The sequence below is a fragment of the Streptomyces sp. NPDC043853 genome (assembly GCF_056436025.1).
The window spans coordinates 328,389-343,133 of sequence record NZ_JBWKDJ010000004.1; the positions used below are offsets into that span (position 1 = coordinate 328,389).

Annotated in this window: 15 protein-coding genes and 1 pseudogene; 11 read left to right on the forward strand and 5 right to left on the reverse strand. The window is 72.4% G+C overall.

The features are described from left to right. The first annotated feature begins 151 nt into the window (after window positions 1-151). The 6 genes from AC067U_RS13695 to AC067U_RS13720 all read left to right on the forward strand — a co-directional run bounded on the left by AC067U_RS13695 (window position 152) and on the right by AC067U_RS13720 (window position 4,693). Window positions 152-1,342 (forward strand): ADP-ribosylglycohydrolase family protein, encoded by a 1,191-nt coding sequence (locus AC067U_RS13695; protein WP_478829847.1) that lies wholly within the window; start codon window positions 152-154, stop codon window positions 1,340-1,342. Window positions 1,343-1,541: 199 nt separating this feature from the next. Beyond that, a complete protein-coding gene (locus tag AC067U_RS13700) occupies window positions 1,542-2,402 on the forward strand; it encodes an LLM class F420-dependent oxidoreductase (RefSeq protein WP_478829848.1) in 861 nt (286 codons plus the stop codon). A 185-nt stretch (window positions 2,403-2,587) separates the two neighbouring features. Next, entirely contained in the window at window positions 2,588-3,289 is a 702-nt protein-coding gene (locus AC067U_RS13705; RefSeq protein WP_478829849.1) for a hypothetical protein, read from the forward strand. Between the two features lie 26 nt (window positions 3,290-3,315). Next, window positions 3,316-3,591: a hypothetical protein gene (locus tag AC067U_RS13710; RefSeq protein ID WP_478829850.1), complete on the forward strand. Its 276-nt coding sequence runs from the start codon at window positions 3,316-3,318 to the stop codon at window positions 3,589-3,591. Continuing rightward, window positions 3,588-3,986: a VOC family protein gene (locus AC067U_RS13715; protein ID WP_478829851.1), complete on the forward strand. Its 399-nt coding sequence runs from the start codon at window positions 3,588-3,590 to the stop codon at window positions 3,984-3,986. Before AC067U_RS13710 ends, AC067U_RS13715 begins: the two co-directional genes overlap by 4 nt. 473 nt (window positions 3,987-4,459) lie before the next feature. Next, complete coding sequence (locus AC067U_RS13720) at window positions 4,460-4,693, forward strand: hypothetical protein (RefSeq protein ID WP_478829852.1); 234 nt, start codon at window positions 4,460-4,462, stop codon at window positions 4,691-4,693. 592 nt (window positions 4,694-5,285) lie between these two features. On the opposite strand, the gene AC067U_RS13725 is transcribed toward AC067U_RS13720, so the two are convergent. Beyond that, entirely contained in the window at window positions 5,286-6,080 is a 795-nt protein-coding gene (locus tag AC067U_RS13725) for a bestrophin-like domain (RefSeq protein WP_478829853.1), read from the reverse strand. A gap of 58 nt (window positions 6,081-6,138) precedes the next feature. Further along, entirely contained in the window at window positions 6,139-6,492 is a 354-nt protein-coding gene (locus tag AC067U_RS13730) for a winged helix-turn-helix transcriptional regulator (protein WP_478830113.1), read from the reverse strand. A gap of 133 nt (window positions 6,493-6,625) precedes the next feature. On the opposite strand from AC067U_RS13730, the gene AC067U_RS13735 reads away from it, so the two are divergent. Together AC067U_RS13735 and AC067U_RS13740 are read left to right on the forward strand one after the other, a co-directional pair. Then, a complete protein-coding gene (locus AC067U_RS13735) occupies window positions 6,626-7,294 on the forward strand; it encodes an NAD(P)H-binding protein (protein ID WP_478829854.1) in 669 nt (222 codons plus the stop codon). Beyond that, window positions 7,291-7,554, forward strand: a complete 264-nt coding sequence (locus AC067U_RS13740; RefSeq protein ID WP_478829855.1) for a nitroreductase/quinone reductase family protein — start codon at window positions 7,291-7,293, stop codon at window positions 7,552-7,554. Before AC067U_RS13735 ends, AC067U_RS13740 begins: the two co-directional genes overlap by 4 nt. Here the strand turns inward: AC067U_RS13740 and AC067U_RS13745 are convergent. Next, window positions 7,551-8,837: pseudogene (locus tag AC067U_RS13745) on the reverse strand (IS200/IS605 family accessory protein TnpB-related protein). The gene AC067U_RS13740 and the pseudogene AC067U_RS13745 overlap by 4 nt on opposite strands. A gap of 71 nt (window positions 8,838-8,908) precedes the next feature. Between AC067U_RS13745 and AC067U_RS13750 the strand changes: the two are divergent. Further along, window positions 8,909-9,199, forward strand: a complete 291-nt coding sequence (locus tag AC067U_RS13750) for a nitroreductase/quinone reductase family protein (protein WP_478830114.1) — start codon at window positions 8,909-8,911, stop codon at window positions 9,197-9,199. A gap of 63 nt (window positions 9,200-9,262) precedes the next feature. On the opposite strand, the gene AC067U_RS13755 is transcribed toward AC067U_RS13750, so the two are convergent. After that, on the reverse strand, window positions 9,263-9,589 hold the full coding sequence (locus AC067U_RS13755) for a hypothetical protein (protein WP_478829856.1): 327 nt from the start codon (window positions 9,587-9,589) through the stop codon (window positions 9,263-9,265). A gap of 279 nt (window positions 9,590-9,868) precedes the next feature. Beyond that, on the reverse strand, window positions 9,869-11,431 hold the full coding sequence (locus tag AC067U_RS13760) for an APC family permease (protein ID WP_478829857.1): 1,563 nt from the start codon (window positions 11,429-11,431) through the stop codon (window positions 9,869-9,871). 271 nt (window positions 11,432-11,702) lie between these two features. On the opposite strand from AC067U_RS13760, the gene AC067U_RS13765 reads away from it, so the two are divergent. Together AC067U_RS13765 and AC067U_RS13770 are read left to right on the forward strand one after the other, a co-directional pair. Beyond that, window positions 11,703-12,794, forward strand: coding sequence for a DNA alkylation repair protein (locus AC067U_RS13765; RefSeq protein WP_478829858.1), 1,092 nt, complete (start codon window positions 11,703-11,705; stop codon window positions 12,792-12,794). Between the two features lie 54 nt (window positions 12,795-12,848). Next, the gene (locus tag AC067U_RS13770) at window positions 12,849-14,729 is read left to right on the forward strand and encodes a hypothetical protein (protein WP_478829859.1); all 1,881 of its coding nucleotides are present in this window, start codon (window positions 12,849-12,851) and stop codon (window positions 14,727-14,729) included. The last annotated feature ends 16 nt before the right edge of the window (window positions 14,730-14,745 follow it).

A 14,745-nucleotide genomic window follows, 5' to 3' on the forward strand; every position in this document is an offset into this window, starting at 1 on the left:
GGTGATCGGCGCGGGGACCGGCCCAGGGACCGGCTCGGTGATCGGCGCGGGGACCGGCTCGGGGACCGGCCCAGGGACCGTGGGGGAGGGCGGCGGCACGACCGCGCACGCCGCGCCGGCTCCGGCCCCGACTGCGGCCCCGACCCGAGCCATGACCCCAGCCACTACCCCGCCCACGACCCCGGCGCCGGACCCGGTGGTCACGACCGGCGCCGTACGGACCAGCGCCCTCACCACCGGCCTGTGGGGCCGCGCCGAGCAGCAGGACTTCCGCAGCCGGGTCCGCGGCACCCTGCTCGGCGCCGCCCTCGGCGACGCGCTCGGCGCGCCCGTGGCCGGCCTCTCCCTCGACGGCATCCGCGAGACCCACGGTCTGGAGGGCCTCACCGAACCCGCCCCCGCGTACGGGCGCCGCGGGACGGTCACCGCCTCCACTCAGCTCACCCTGTTCACCGTGGACGGGCTGATCCGGGCCCACGTACGCCGCGACACCGGCGCCTGGCACCCGCCGACCGACGTTCACCGCGCCTACCTGCGGTGGGCCGCCACCCAGCACGACTGGGGCCCCGACGAACGCCGCCGCGACAACGGCTGGCTCGCCCACGAGGAATGGCTGTACGCCCGCCGCGCCCCGGACCGCGCCTGCCTGACCGGCTTCGGGGACGACATCCTCGGCACCCTGCCGAAGCCGAAGAACCCCACCGCGCGCGACGCCGCGGCCATGGTCCGCTCCTCCCCCTTCGGACTGCTGGTCGGCTGGGACCCCTCCCTCGTCCTCCAGCTCTCCATGGAATGCGCCGTACAGAGCCACGGCCACCCCACCGCCTACCTGTCGGCCGGCGCCTTCGCCGTGATCGTGCACGGCCTGACCCGCGGCGACTCGCTGGACACCTCGCTGCAGCGGGCGATCGCCCTGCTGGAGCCGCGGCCCGGGCGGCAGCCGGTCACCGACGCCCTGGAGCGGGCCGCCGCCGCCGTGACCACCGGATCGCCCTCCCCCAAGGTGGTCGAGTCCTTGTCCCCGGGTGACGGCCGGGACGCCGCGGACGCCCTCGCCGTGGCCGTGTACTGCGCCATGGTCGCCGAGGACGTCCGGCACGGCCTGCGCCTGGCGGTGAACCACGGCGGCGACTCCACGGCCACGGGCGCGCTCTGCGGGGCCCTGCTGGGCGCCCTGCACGGCGAGACCGCCCTGCCGGCACCGTGGCTGGCGGAACTGGAGGGCCGGGCCACCATCCTCGAACTCTCCGACGACTTCGCCCTGGAGATGACCCAGGGCCCCACCCTGCACGGCCCCGCGCTGTCCTCGCCGGGGTGGCTGGCGCGGTACCCGCGGGGCTGAGACGACGTACCCGCGTGGCTGAGGAGACGGCGGGCGCCACCCGGAACAACAGGCTGCGCCCTCTCAACATTCGAGGGCGCAGCCCGTACGGTGGGGCATCACGCGAAGGCCGACCGGTCGAACAGGCGGTCCGGCCGCCCGAACAGGCCCCGTCCCGCCAGCCGTCCAGGCTCGCCGCTCGCCGGAGGTGCAAGCGCCCATGCGGATCGCCGCCACCATCTTCCTCACGGACCGGACCCCGTCCCCCGTCCGGATCGCCCGCGTCCTGGAGGAACGCGGCTTCGACGGCCTCTACCTGCCCGAGCACACCCACATCCCCGTCTCCCGGGACACCGGCGCCCCGATGGGCGGTGACCTACCCGAGCAGTACGGCCGTACCCTCGACCCCTTCGTCGCCCTCGCCCAGGCCGCCGCCGTCACCGAACGCCTCCGCCTGGGCACCGGCATCACCCTCGTCGCCCAGCACGACCCCATCGACCTCGCCAAGCGGATCGCCACCCTGGACCACCTCTCCGGCGGACGCTTCACCCTGGGCATCGGCTACGGCTGGAACGTCGAGGAGGCCGCCGACCACGGCGTGGACTGGAGCACCCGCCGCGAACTGGTCCGCGACCGCATGGCCCTGATGCGCGCCCTCTGGGCCCCGGAACCCGAGGGCTACATCGGCGAGTTCGGCTCGGTCCGGGCCAGCCAGGCCCACCCCAAGCCGGCCCAACCGCCCCGTGAACTCGCCGAAGGCGTCCCGCTGCACGGTCCCCGCACCCTGCTCGGCGGCGCGCCCGGCCCCAAACTCTTCACCCACATCACAGAGTTCACCGACGGCTGGATCCCCATCGGCGGCCGCGGCCTGAGCGAAACCCTCCCCACCCTCCGCACCGCGTGGGAACGCGCCGGCCGTGACCCGAAGACCCTCCATGTGGTCCCGTACGCGGTCCAGCCGACGCCCGGCAAGCTGTCCCACTACGCCGACCTGGGCATCGAGGAAGTCGTCGTCCAATTCCCGTCGGCCGGCGAAGCGGAGGTCCTGCGCGTGCTGGACGAGTTCGCGCAGTACCTGTAGTCGCAGTACTCGTAGTCGCAGTTCTCGATAGTCGCGGTACTCGTAGTCGCAGTACTCGTCGTCGCAGGACCAGACGCCGCGGCAGTTGTCGCCGCGGTATCCGTGGCGGCCCGGGAGGTGATCTGAGTACCTGCCTGAGTGGCGGTACTCAGGCACCCGGGCCGAGGCCGCGCAAGACTCGCCCCATGAGCACCCCACCGCCGCCGCCCCTGCCGCCCGTGCCCCCGTCCGCGCATCCGTCCACACCTGACGGTTTCGGTCCGCCGCCGCCCGTGCACCGGCCGCGGACCGGCCGCATCGCACTGCTCTGCGCCCTGGCGGCCGTACTGCTCGCGGTGGCAGGTTCGGCCGGCTGGTGGCTGCTGCGCGACGGGAACGGGGACGCCAACCCGCTGGCGGGCCGCCCCCGCGTCACCGACCGGGCGGCAGGCATCTCGTACGGGATCCCCGAAGGGTGGAAGCAGCCCGAGGACAAGGGCCTGATCAACGCCTTCACCTCGACGATCGGCAAGGAGGGCGAGAAGAACACGCACTCCGGCAGCGCGTCCAAGTCCTTCGCGACGGTCCTGGCGGGCCGGGGCGGCTCCATCGCGGAGGCGGACCTGAAGCAGAAGACCGAACGTGCCGCCAAGTCGAACGCCACGTTCTTCTACCCGAACGGCAGCTCCGCGATCGAGGAGTCCCGTCCGACCGAGGTCAGCGGCCGCCCCGCCCACACCGTGACCCTCAGGATCAACGACGGCGAGGGCGGCACCGCCCACCTCCGCCTCACCGTGATGACGCTCGCCGACAACCGCTCCGCCTTCCTCCTCGGCATCGCCCAGCCGGTAAACCAGGCGGCACGCGAGGAGGTCGACCGTATTCTGGCGAGCGCGAAGGCGATCTGAGCCACCAGGGGGCGGGGGGCGGCAACGTGCCAGGGCAGCGGAAACGCAAGAAGCGGGCGGAGGCAGCAGCCCGGCAACAGGCGGGGAAGACGCGGGACGGCGAGTGGGAAGTCGTCTTCTCCACGCACGAACACGACGAGCTGAAGGCCTTCCTCGACCGGCTGCGCAGAGAGGGCCTGATCGTCGACCCGGACCTCCTCCGCATCGACATGCTCTGCGGCCGCCTCGTCCACCCGACGAGCTACCGGGTCAGCCTTTTCCGCGCGGCGACACCCGGCCCGTCCCGTACCCTCGGGCCATGATCAACACTTCCACCCACATCCGCGTCGCCCGCCCCTCCCGCGACCTGGCCGCCGCCGAGCGCTTCTACGTCGACGGCCTCGGCCTGGACGTCCTGTGGCGGAGCGCCGAGCACGTCCCGGGCGAGCACGACCTCCTCATGGTCGGCCCGAAGGACGGCGGCTGGCACTTCGAGCTCACCGTCGACCCGGACAACCCGATAACGCCCACCCCCACGGTCGACGACCTCTTCGTCGTCTACCTGGGCGAACAGCCCGACGAGGCACTCGTCGACCGCCTGATCGCCTCGGGCGGCACCCGCGTTCCCTCCCACAACCCCTACTGGGACGAGTACGGCGTCACCGTCGAGGACCCGGACGGTTACCGCCTGGTGCTCTGCTCCCGGACGTGGGGCTGACCACGCTCCCGGAACGTGCAACCACCCTCGCCATCCCGGGCAGCACGGAGGCTTCGCCTGGACGGAAGCGAGGAGGTGCCCGGGGGCTGCCCGTCAGTCCCAGTGTCATTACGTGCCGCCCGCCGGCGTCAAGGGCGCTCCCTCCGGTCGCGTCGGCAAGCCGATGGCCCTTCGGGCCCCCCTTGACCCCGACGGCCGTCACGCAACGACAAGGACTGTCGGGCCGCCCCCGGGGGATGGCATGGGAGGAACCTTCGGCCCCTTGCGCTGTGGCGTTGGCGGGCACGAGCAGCGGCTCCGCTCGGCCAGCCGCCCTCCGGGCGGGCGCGGAAGCGAAGTGGATCAGATCTACGTAATCCAGGCCGGTCCAGGCGCACCAAATCGCTACGCGCTCCTCTTTCTCGGCGGATTCGGGCCGCCGGTGGCCGGACATAGACCGCCACCGATCGCTACGCGCTCCTCTTTCTCGGCGGATGCGGGCCGCCGGTGGCCGGAAGGTCGCGCCCGAGCCGCGCCCGTTCATCGCCTACACCGTCCTGATCGTGGTCCTCGGCGGCCTGCTGCTGGCGCCCATGGCGATCTCGCTGAAGCGGAGGCTGTCGGCATGGCGCAGGCGACGCCGCGACGCGACCCTCCGCCCGCCCATCCAGCGCATCCCGGCCCCGCGCACAGCGCCCCGGGAAGCCGACCACCACCCGGTCGCCTGAGCCGCGACCGCTGACGCTGCCACCAGCCCCGGTCGCCGTCCCCGGCGACCGGAGTCCCAGCCCAGACCTGAAGTCCTGACCCTCGCAGATCCCGTAACGGCATCGGCGTCCCAGGTCGAAGCGCCCGAGTTCGCCGACGGCGGGCAGGAAGTCGGCCGGAACGCCGTGGCCGCACAGCCGGACGCTGGGCCCCCGGCGGCCCGCATCCGCTGAGAAATGAGGAGCGCGTAGCGATTTGGTGCGCCTGGACCGCGCTGGATTACGTAGATCTGATCCACTTCACCGCCGCCCCCGCCCGGAGGGCGGCTGGCCGAGCGCTAGCCGCTGCTCGTGCCCGCCAACGCCAGACCATCAGGGTCCGAAGGCTCCTCCCATGCCATCCCCCGGGGGCCGCCCGACAGTCCTTGTCGTTGCGTGACGGTCGTCGGGGTCAAGGGGGGCCCGAAGGGCCATCGGCTTGCCGACGCGACCAACGGGAGCGCCCTTGACGCCGGCGGCCGGCACGTAATGACACTGGGACTGACGGGCAGCCCCCGGGCACCTCCCAGATGCCGCCCAGCCGGAGTGGGCTCCGTGCACGACGCCACTCTGTCTACTCCCCCGTCCAGAACCTCGACAGGGCTCCCTCCTTGTACGGGGCCGAGCTCACGCTCAGTTCGCCTGCGAAGGGGCGGTCCAGGACGAGGACCAGGAGCAGGCTGAAGCCGATCAGTGCTGCCACCGCCGAGACGAACAGGAGCTGCATCCGGAGGCTTCGGAGTCCGAAGAGGAACGTCAGCGGCAGGATCACCAGCGCTCCGCCGTACACGAGTACCTGCAGCAGTGTCGGCAGTGACGTCTCCGCCATCGTGATGCGGGCGCGGCGCTGGGCGGCCACGTCGTTCAGTTGCGCGGCGGCCTCGTCGTAGAAGGTCTGGGCGCGGGCCGACTGTGGTTCGTACGCCTGGAGGCCCGCGTACATCGCCTCCGTCTGACGCGCCGTCGCGGCGAAGCTCGGCCGTCCCTCCCGCATCAGCGGCCACTGCTCCTCGACGACCGCGTGCGCGTACTCTCCGACCGCATTCACGATCCGCGCCCGGTCGGCCGGCGGAAACGCTTCCGCGCTCCGGACGACCAGCGCGAGGTCCGTCGCCTCCGAGGCCACGATGGTCTGGGTGTTCTCCACCTGGGTCCACAGCGTCACGACCACGAACGCCAGGATGATCCCGTAGATCGCACCGAACATGCCGAGCGCGACCCCGACCATCTCGTTGTGCTCGCCGCCCGCGAGGTGCGGGAAACGGCGCCGGGCGGCAAGGCTTCCCGCCACCGCCAAGCCGACCACCCCGCCGACCATCAGGACGCCGAGGGTGAAGGTGCTGAAGTGATTGAGCAACCAAAGAGCCATGACCGGATCAACGACCGGACGTCCCCCGGGATCTGGGTCACCCCTGTGCGCCCCGGCCCTAGCCCTGTCCGGCCTCCCGCGCGTCGATCAGCTCGTCCCAGTGCTCGCGGGTCCACTCACACGCCGCGTCCAGCGGTCCCAGCAGTCCGCGCCCGAGAGCGGTGAGGGCGTAACCACCTGCCCCGTCGCGCCCGACCCGGGTCACGAAGCCGTCCCGTTCCAGCCCCCGCAGTGACTGGGTCAGCGACTTCGAGGTGATCCCGCGGAGCGGCACCTTCAGCTCGGAGAAGCGTCTCGGTCCGCCCTCCAGGCAGCGCAGGACCATCGGCGCCCACTTGTCGCCGACCCGGAAGGGGACGAGTGTGGACGGGCAGACAGGATCGAACATCTCCGGGTCCAGCGGATCCAGCAGATTCAGCGGTTCCACCGGATACAGCGCATTCAACGCTTCCAACACCCCACCCCACCCCGTTGCCCTCGCCTCACCCTAAGGCGGGGTCCGGCGGTATCCAATCGGATACCGCCCTCCTCTCTACGCTCACCCCATGAGCAGCCACAAGATCATCATCTTCGGTGCCGCCGGGCGGGTCGGCCGTGCGGCCGTCGCCGAGGCCCGGCGCCGCGGCCACCACGTCACCGAAGCCCTGCGCCCCGGCACCGATGTGACCTCACCCGAGGGTGTCGCGCGGGCCGCGGCCGGTCATGACGCCGCGATCGTCGCCGTGTACGACCCGGCGGCGGCGCCCGCCGAGTTCTTCCCGGCCGTCGGGCGGGCGCTCGCCGCCGGGCTGCCGGCTGCCGGGGTCCGTCGGCTCGTCTCCGTCGGGCTGGCGTCCGTGCTGCCGACGGCGAGCGGGGAACTCCTCATGGACACGGACGGCTACCCCCAGGAGTGGAGGCCGTTCTACGTCGCCCACGCCGCCGGCACCGAAGCGCTCCGCGCGGCGGCCCCGGCCGCGCTCGACTGGGCGGTACTCAGCCCGTCCGGCGACTTCGACCACGAGGGCGCGCCGGTGGGGCGGCACGCGTCCGCACCCGCCGAAGCGGCGGCGCGCATCACCCCGGCCGACTTCGCCCGCGCCCTGCTCGACGAGATCGAGACCCCCACCCTGCACGCCACGCACGCCGGGGTCACGGCCGGAGCCACGGGCGGAGACACGGCCGGAAACACAACCAGGGTCACAGCCGAACTCACTCCCGAGGGGACGGCATGACGGCCCTCGCCGAAGCGGTCGTCGACAGCCCCGATCCCTGGGTCGCCGCCCACATCCGGCGCTTCGAGGAGACCGGCGGATTCCCACGGCCCGGCTTCGACGACCTGCTGCTGACCACCCGCGGCCGCGCCTCGGGCGTGCTGCGCCGCACCGCTCTGGCGTACGTACGGGACGGGGAGGCGTACGTCCTCACGGCCTCCAACCGGGGGTCCGACCGGCACCCGGCCTGGTACCTCAACCTGCTGGCCGACCGTTCCTAAAGACTGAGCGGGAGTGAGTCCTGTAGCCAGGACTCGTGCTCAGCCGTGTGCCCCGAACGGTGTTGGGCACGCTGGTCTCCCGCTTTCGCTCCGCGTCCGGGCCGGGCGCATCGTGTGCGCGGTCCGGTGCTGCGGGGGCGGTGTCGTCCGTCGCCGGACCGGGTGTCCCTGGGCGCGCCTGCCGATCGCGATGCTCGCGGCATCGTGCCGGCTGGTCTTGCGGTGGGTGGTGGTGACGGGCTTCAGCCAGTGTTCGCCCCCCACTTGGAGGTGTAGGCGGGGTCGACGGCGATGACCGCGATGCCGGCCTCGTCGGCCCTGGAGGTCAGGCGGGCGCGCAGGCGGCCGGTGGGCATGCCGGAGATCACCTGCGAACCGCTTCCTGCGGCCGTGCTTCTCCCGGGTCTTCTCCGCTGTGAAGTCCAGGTCCTCGATGGCGATCGCTTTCACGCTGCAGGATCTTGCCCAGTGCAGGAGCCTGGTCAGGGCGTGGCGCACCTGCGCGTCGCGGTGGCCGGTGGTGCCGGTGAGGTCGTAGAAGAACCGGCGTGGATCGCCGACGGGGTTGCCGTGGACGTCCAGGCGCCAGGCGGCGAGGTGGTCGGCGTTGGTGTCCACCCCGATCACCCCGCGCGCGAGCGCGGCATCGATCGGGATGGTCGGGGTGGGCGGATAGTGCCAGGATGCGATCAGGTACCAACGGCCACGGTCGACGTCGTGGTGGATGCGGTAGGCAACCGCCCGGTTGGCTTCCACGCGGTCGGTCCACTCCGTGCCCCGGTGCGGGACGTGATCCGGCAGGCCAGGACGTACCGGCCGTGCCGACTGTTGGCCAGGTGTGCCAGCGGAGCGGGCAGCTTGACCGACACTTCGCCGTCGGGAGTGACACGGATCGTCTCGTTCCCGAACCTCTTGCCGGACTCGCCGTCGGCCTGGAGGAACCAGCGCGCCGCCTCCCACCGCTGCCGCCACTGCTCCTCGGTGAGCCGCGCGGCGTTGAGGTGGTGCCATCATGCGTGGCCTTGGTGATGCTGCCCGCCCACCCGGGACGACGACACCGCCGTCAGCTCCCGCTTCCGAGCCGCCCACCTATCGGTGGAGTGCTCCAGACCGTCACGGCAACGGACCGCGAGATCCTTCGAAGCGAGTGAACCCAGGTGCGCGCCCACCAGGGCCAGCACCTCCTCGTCCCACGGCACCAGACCCTTCAACCGGGTCCGGACCGCCACACCCGTGGGGCCGAGCGCGACGAACGGCGCCGACAACTCCCGCAGCAAATCCACCACCCGTCACCCACCCCGGTATCGAAGAAGCCGTCCCCCCACCCAACGGCCGTCGACCATAAAGGTCGCCCATTCGATACGAGAACGCCCGTTCCTGCCGGGCGTCGCCTCGCCACCGTGGAGGAGGCGCTCACTCATACACGCCAGAACACGCTCATACAGACACAGCAGCCAGCAGTTCCAACCCCCGTGCCACCCTCGGGGTGGCACGGACGTCCTTCCCCGCGACGGCCCGCCCGGCGACCCCCGAGGAAGCGGCCCGCCTGTGGCCGGAGGTGGTGGCGGCCATGCCGTCGTACGCGGCCTACCGCGAGGCCACCACCCGCGAGATCCCCCTGCTGCTCCTCACCCCGTCCGGGTGAGGAGCAGCAGGAGGCGGTCCGGCGCGGGCCGGTCGTTCAGAGGGGGCAGAGGGGTCAGAGGGGTCAAGCGACCGTCGGGGCGTTCGGGAGGCCGCTCTCCAGGGCGCCGCCCGCGCCCGACAGGGAGGTCTGGGTGGCCTTCGTCGCGCTGCCGGTGGCCTGGGCGGCCACGCCGATCGCGGTCTGGGTGTCCTTGACCGCTCCGGAGGGGTTGTCGACGACGCCGGTGACGCGCTCGACGACCGGGCCGACGCCGCTCATGGTGGTGGACTCGTCGGCGGTGGCGGAGGCCGGCGCCTCGGCGTGCGCGACGCCGGGCAGGAGGCCCATGGCGGCGCCACCGGTGAGGGCAAGGGCGGCGAGAGTGCGCTTCATGACGTTCGCGTTCATGTTCATGCCTCGACCAACGACCCCATCGTGGCGCGGGTCACTTCCGGGACCGTCCCGTGTTGACCGCCCCGTGTCGACCGTCCCGTGGCGACCGTCCTGGGTGCCGTCGTGTGCGCCGTCGTGTGCGCCAAGCCCGCGGGCCCCGGATCGGGGGTTCCCGGATGCTGTTGGTACGCATCCGGGGGTTCTCGATCCGGGGCCCGATGACACAGGGGCGGGGCGCGGCGGCTACGGGGGCGGGGCGCGGCGGCTACGGCGCCGTGCCCGGCGGGGTCGGGGTCAGTCCTGGACCACCAGGGACGGGGTCTCCTTCGTCAGGATCTCGCCGCGGAAGAAGGCCGGGCTGCGGCGGGCCGTGACCAGCATGATGACCAGGCCGAGGAGCAGCAGGCCCACGCCGATGATGAACACGCTGCCGACGCCGAGGATGCCGGAGCCGGAGCCGTAGGCCGGGTCGAAGGTGTCGAACAGGGTCTTGAAGAAGACCGCGGCCAGGAGCAGGCCGCCGAGCACCGGGAACACGCCCTTGAGGAACAGGTCGCGGGCGGACCGGCGGAGTTCCCCGCGGAAGTACCAGGTGCAGGCGAAGGCCGTCAGCGAGTAGTAGAAGCAGATCATCAGGCCGAGCGCGAAGATGGTGTCCGTGAGGACGTTCTCGCTGACCAGGGTCATGATCGCGTAGAAGGCGCCGGTGGCGATGCCCGCCATGACGGTGGCGCGGCCCGGGGTCTTGAAGCGGGGGTGGACCTTGGCGTACGAGGGCGGCAGCGCCTCGTACGTCGACATGGCCAGCACGGTGCGGGCGACCGGGATGAAGGTGGTCTGCAGCGAGGCGGCGGCGGACGCGAGCACCGAGACGAAGAGCAGGATGCCGAGCGCCGGGCCCATCACGGGGCCGGCCAGGGCGGCGAAGACGTTGTCCGAGGTCTCCTCGTTGGCGAGGCCGAGGCCCGCGCCGCCGGAGCCGACGGCCATCTGGGCGGCGATGCCGGTGGCCAGGTACGAGCCGACCAGCACGACCATGGCGAGGAGCGCGGCGCGGCCGGGGGTCTTCTCGGAGCCGCTGGTCTCCTCGTTGGTGGCCAGGCAGGCGTCCCAGCCCCAGTACATGAAGATCGAGAGCGAGAGTCCGGCGGTGAAGGCGCCCATGGACTCGACCGCGAAGGGGTTCATCCAGGACCAGGAGAAGTCCAGGCCGGTGTCGAAGGTGCCGGCGGAGGCCTTCTGGAAGGCCATGGCCACGAAGATCGCGAGGACGACCAGCTGGAGGCCGACGAGGGTGTACTGGACGCCCTTCGTGGCGGTCATACCGCGGTAGCTGATCGCGGTGGCCACGGCGATCAGGGTCAGGCAGGTGGTGATGTGGACGAGCTTGTTGTCGTCCAGGGCCGCCACCGACGGATTGCCGGTGATCTCGCCGGCCAGGAGCCAGAAGTACGAGGTGGCGACGCCGGCGAGGTTGGAGAGCACGATGATCGTGGCGATCACCAGGCCCCAGCCGCACATCCAGCCGACGCGGGGGCCGAAGGCCTTCACGGTCCAGGTGAAGGAGGTGCCGCAGTCCGGCATGGCCTTGTTGAGCTCGCGGTACGCGAAGGCGACCAGGAGCATCGGGAGGAAGCCGGCCAGGAACACGGCGGGCATCTGGACACCGACCTCGCCGGCGGTGCCGCCGAGGGTGGAGGTGAGGCAGTAGACCGGAGCGACGGTGGAGATGCCGATCACGGCGCTGCCCAGGAGGCCGACGGAGCCCTTGCCGAGTCCCTTGCCGCGAACGCCGCCGCCCTCGGCGACGCTGCTTACCGTGTCTCCGGCCGGGGGCCGCATGTCCAGCTGTGTCATGGGACAGGACGGTAGATGCTGCGGTTTCCTTATCCGGAAGACTTAAGTCCGGAACTCCATAGAGCTAAATTCCTTGGATTGGCGAGATCAAATTCATTCACACACCCGCAATGAAAGGTTCACCTAGGCATCCATCCACGGTTCAACAGGCGCCGCGACCGGGGTTCCGGAATGCGGAAACCGCAGGAGTACCCGTTTTGTCCGGTTCAAAACTTTCCCGTGGAAGTTTTCCAAGGCCCGGGGAGCGGACTTCCTCCGGCAGACTGGGGCCGTGCCCACGGCAGACGAACTCATCGGCGCGGAAACCGTCAGCGAACTCGCCCGGCTGCTCGGCAGAGCCTCCGGCCGCCGGTCCCCCGCCCCGGCGCTCCTCGCCCGCGCCGCCGCCCTCGACGGCCTCTCCTACAGCGGCCGGGTCGCCGCCGTCCGCGACGCCGTCCTCGCCGACCTGCCCGCCGACTGGCCCCGCTTCGAGACCGCCGTGCGGACCGCGCTCGACGAGCCCGGCTTCGACGGCTGGATGACCTTCCCGGTCAACGAGGCCGTCGCCGTCCGCGGGCTGGAGGTCTTCGAGCCCGGCCTCGCCCTCCTCCGCGACCTCACCCCCCGGCTCACCGCCGAGTCCGCCGTACGCCCCTTCCTCCGCGCCGACCCCGCCCGCGCCCTGGCCGTCGTACGGGACTGGACCGCCGACCCCGATCCGCACGTACGCCGCCTGGCCAGCGAGGGCACCCGGCCGCGCCTGCCATGGGCGGCGCAGCTGCCCGCCTTCATCGCCGACCCGCGGCCGGCCGTACCCGTGCTGGACGCGCTGTACCGCGACGAGTCCGAGTACGTACGCCGCTCCGTCGCCAACCACCTGAACGACATCAGCCGGGACCACCCCGAGCTGGCCGTCGCCACCGCCGGGCGCTGGCTCACGGAGGCCGTGCCCACCACCGACCGGGTGGTCCGTCACGGACTTCGCACGCTGGTCAAGGCGGGACGGCCCGAGGCGCTCACCGTCCTCGGCCACGCCCCGGACGCGCCGGTCACGGTGCGGGGGCCGGTGATCGCGACTCCGCGGGTCGCGGTCGGCGAGTACCTGGTCTTCGCGTACGAGGTCACCAACGACGACGCCGGTCCGGCGGAGCTGGTCCTCGACTACGTCATCCAGCACGTCAAGGCCAACGGGAGCCGCACGCCGAAGGTCTTCAAGCTGGTCACGCGGGCGTTGGCCCCCGGCGAGACCCTCGCCGGCACCAAGCGCCACTCCTTCAAACCGATCACCACGCGCCGCTACCACTCCGGGGAACACCTGGTGCAGCTACAGGTCAACGGGCAGGTCCGGGGAGAGGCCGCATTTTCGCTGGACGCCGGGTGATCACAGCTGGCACGCTCCCCGCATGACCTACGGAATCGAGTCCCACCCCGCCCGGTGAGCGCCCGCGAGGAGCGCACGGCGCTCATCCCCGGAACCTCACTCCACGACTACGCCCTCTTCCGGCACGGCATCGAGCCCGACGGCCGGATCCCGCGCGGCGGGTACCCGCTGCCCGACGCGGCCACCCACGCCGACAAGAGGGAAAAGCTCGACCGGCGCGCCGCCGAAGCAGCGGTCACCGCGGCCTTGACACCACTGTTGACCGACAGGCGGAGCGACCGCGCCGCCGAAGCCGTCCATGCGCGACTGGCCGCGATCCCCGTCGGGCCGGGGACCGTCCACCGGGCCGTCCGCCGGATCGTTCCCGAGCCGCAGTACACCGGCGCCGCCGGGCGCATCGCCCGGCGGCTGACCAGGACCGGTACCACACCGTCCGCGGTGAGCGCCGGACTGGCCCTGCTGATCCGGCTCGGGACACCCGAGGACGTGCCCACCGTCCGGACCCTCGGCATGCTGCGCGGGTTCTCCCGCATGGCCATCGCCGCCCTCGACGCGATCGACCGGAAGGCGGCGGCCGAGTTCGAAGTGGGCCTCGTAGCCGACCTGAATGCCTTCATCGACGCCCTGGCCGGCAGGGACCTGGACGCCGTCCGGGCCACCCTGTCCGACGCCACCGCCGAGGAGCCGCCCGGCCTGTCCCGCCGCATGGCCGAGGCCGCCCGGCTGGACGAACTGCTCCGCGCGTACCCGGAGGACACCGGGGTGACCGTGTCGGCCGGCCGGCTGCTGCTCGCCATGGCCCACACCCACCAGTACCGGCCGGAGATCCTCGACTATGCGCAGGCCCGTCCCGTGTACGAGGCCGTGGTCGGCGGGGCTCACCGGCTGGCCCCGTCCCCGGACGCGTACGCCCTGCTGCTCTCGCTCGCCCAGGACCTGCACAGCGGGGCCGGCGCGGTCCTCGACTGGCCGCCCGGCCGGCGTACGGAACTGCTCGTCACCCTCGGCGGGCTGCTCGCCGGACCCACCTGGGCGGCCGTTCCGGCACAGGCGGCCGCCGACGCCGCGAGCGCAGGCCAGGGCCGTGGCCGTGGCCGCGGCATGGACCCGAGCGGCCGGAGGGCCGCATGGATCCTGCGCACCGCTCGGCGGCCGTTCACCCGGCCCAGCGAGGCGGAGCGGTTCCGCATCGAGGTCGTGGCCGCAGACCCGGCCGTCCGCAACCTGGTGGAGACCCGGATCCTGCTCGACGGCCGCCCGGTGGTGCCCGCCCTGTTCGCCTCGGGCAGCCCGAACTCCCCCGAGCAACTGCTCGACACCGGGCGGCTGCGGGCCGGACCGGAACCCCGCGAGGTGCAGCTCGCCGAGGCGTACTGCACCGAGGGCTGCTGCGGCGCGCTGTACGTGACCGTCCGCCGGGACGGGGACGAGGTGGTGTGGGACGGCTGGCGCGGCGCCGAGGGGGGCGTACGGCCGCCCGCGTACCGGTTCGACGCCGGCGCGTACGACGCGGAGGTCGAGCGGGCCGAGAACGACCGTGGCTGGTCCTGGCCGGCCCGGGAGACCGCGAGGCTGGTCCGCGACGGGCTGCGGGAACGTCCTGAGCTGCTCGAAACGTGGGACTGCCGACCGGGCTGGGCCGGCACCGTGTGGAACGAGCCGGAGACGGCGGTGCTGTTCTTCACGTACGCGCCCGGCATCGGCGCGCCGCCCGACGGGGGGCCCGGCGAGGGGCCCGGCCTGCCGGGCGGGGAGCAGCGGTGGCTGCAGTTCGAGTGGCGGATCCCGGACGACGGGGCGCCGCCGGAGGAACAGGCCCGCGCGGCCCTCGGGCGGCTCGCGGAGGCGAGTCCGCGCACGTGGGCCCGGATGTGCGGGGGCAGCAAGGAGTTCGCCGAGTCCCTCGGCCATTCCTGGCCGCCGGAAGAACCGTAGCGGGCGGGGCGGGCCA

Excerpts from the sequence above, each read along its gene's own strand:
- AC067U_RS13695 (WP_478829847.1), top strand. The coding sequence starts at position 152 with ATGACCCCAGCCACTACCCCGCCCACGACCCCGGCGCCGGACCCGGTG.
- AC067U_RS13700 (WP_478829848.1), top strand. The coding sequence starts at position 1,542 with ATGCGGATCGCCGCCACCATCTTCCTCACGGACCGGACCCCGTCCCCC.
- AC067U_RS13705 (WP_478829849.1), top strand. The coding sequence starts at position 2,588 with ATGAGCACCCCACCGCCGCCGCCCCTGCCGCCCGTGCCCCCGTCCGCG.
- AC067U_RS13715 (WP_478829851.1), top strand. The coding sequence starts at position 3,588 with ATGATCAACACTTCCACCCACATCCGCGTCGCCCGCCCCTCCCGCGAC.
- AC067U_RS13720 (WP_478829852.1), top strand. The coding sequence starts at position 4,460 with ATGCGGGCCGCCGGTGGCCGGAAGGTCGCGCCCGAGCCGCGCCCGTTC.
- AC067U_RS13725 (WP_478829853.1), bottom strand. The coding sequence starts at position 6,080 with ATGGCTCTTTGGTTGCTCAATCACTTCAGCACCTTCACCCTCGGCGTC.
- AC067U_RS13735 (WP_478829854.1), top strand. The coding sequence starts at position 6,626 with ATGAGCAGCCACAAGATCATCATCTTCGGTGCCGCCGGGCGGGTCGGC.
- AC067U_RS13740 (WP_478829855.1), top strand. The coding sequence starts at position 7,291 with ATGACGGCCCTCGCCGAAGCGGTCGTCGACAGCCCCGATCCCTGGGTC.
- AC067U_RS13755 (WP_478829856.1), bottom strand. The coding sequence starts at position 9,589 with ATGAACGCGAACGTCATGAAGCGCACTCTCGCCGCCCTTGCCCTCACC.
- AC067U_RS13760 (WP_478829857.1), bottom strand. The coding sequence starts at position 11,431 with ATGACACAGCTGGACATGCGGCCCCCGGCCGGAGACACGGTAAGCAGC.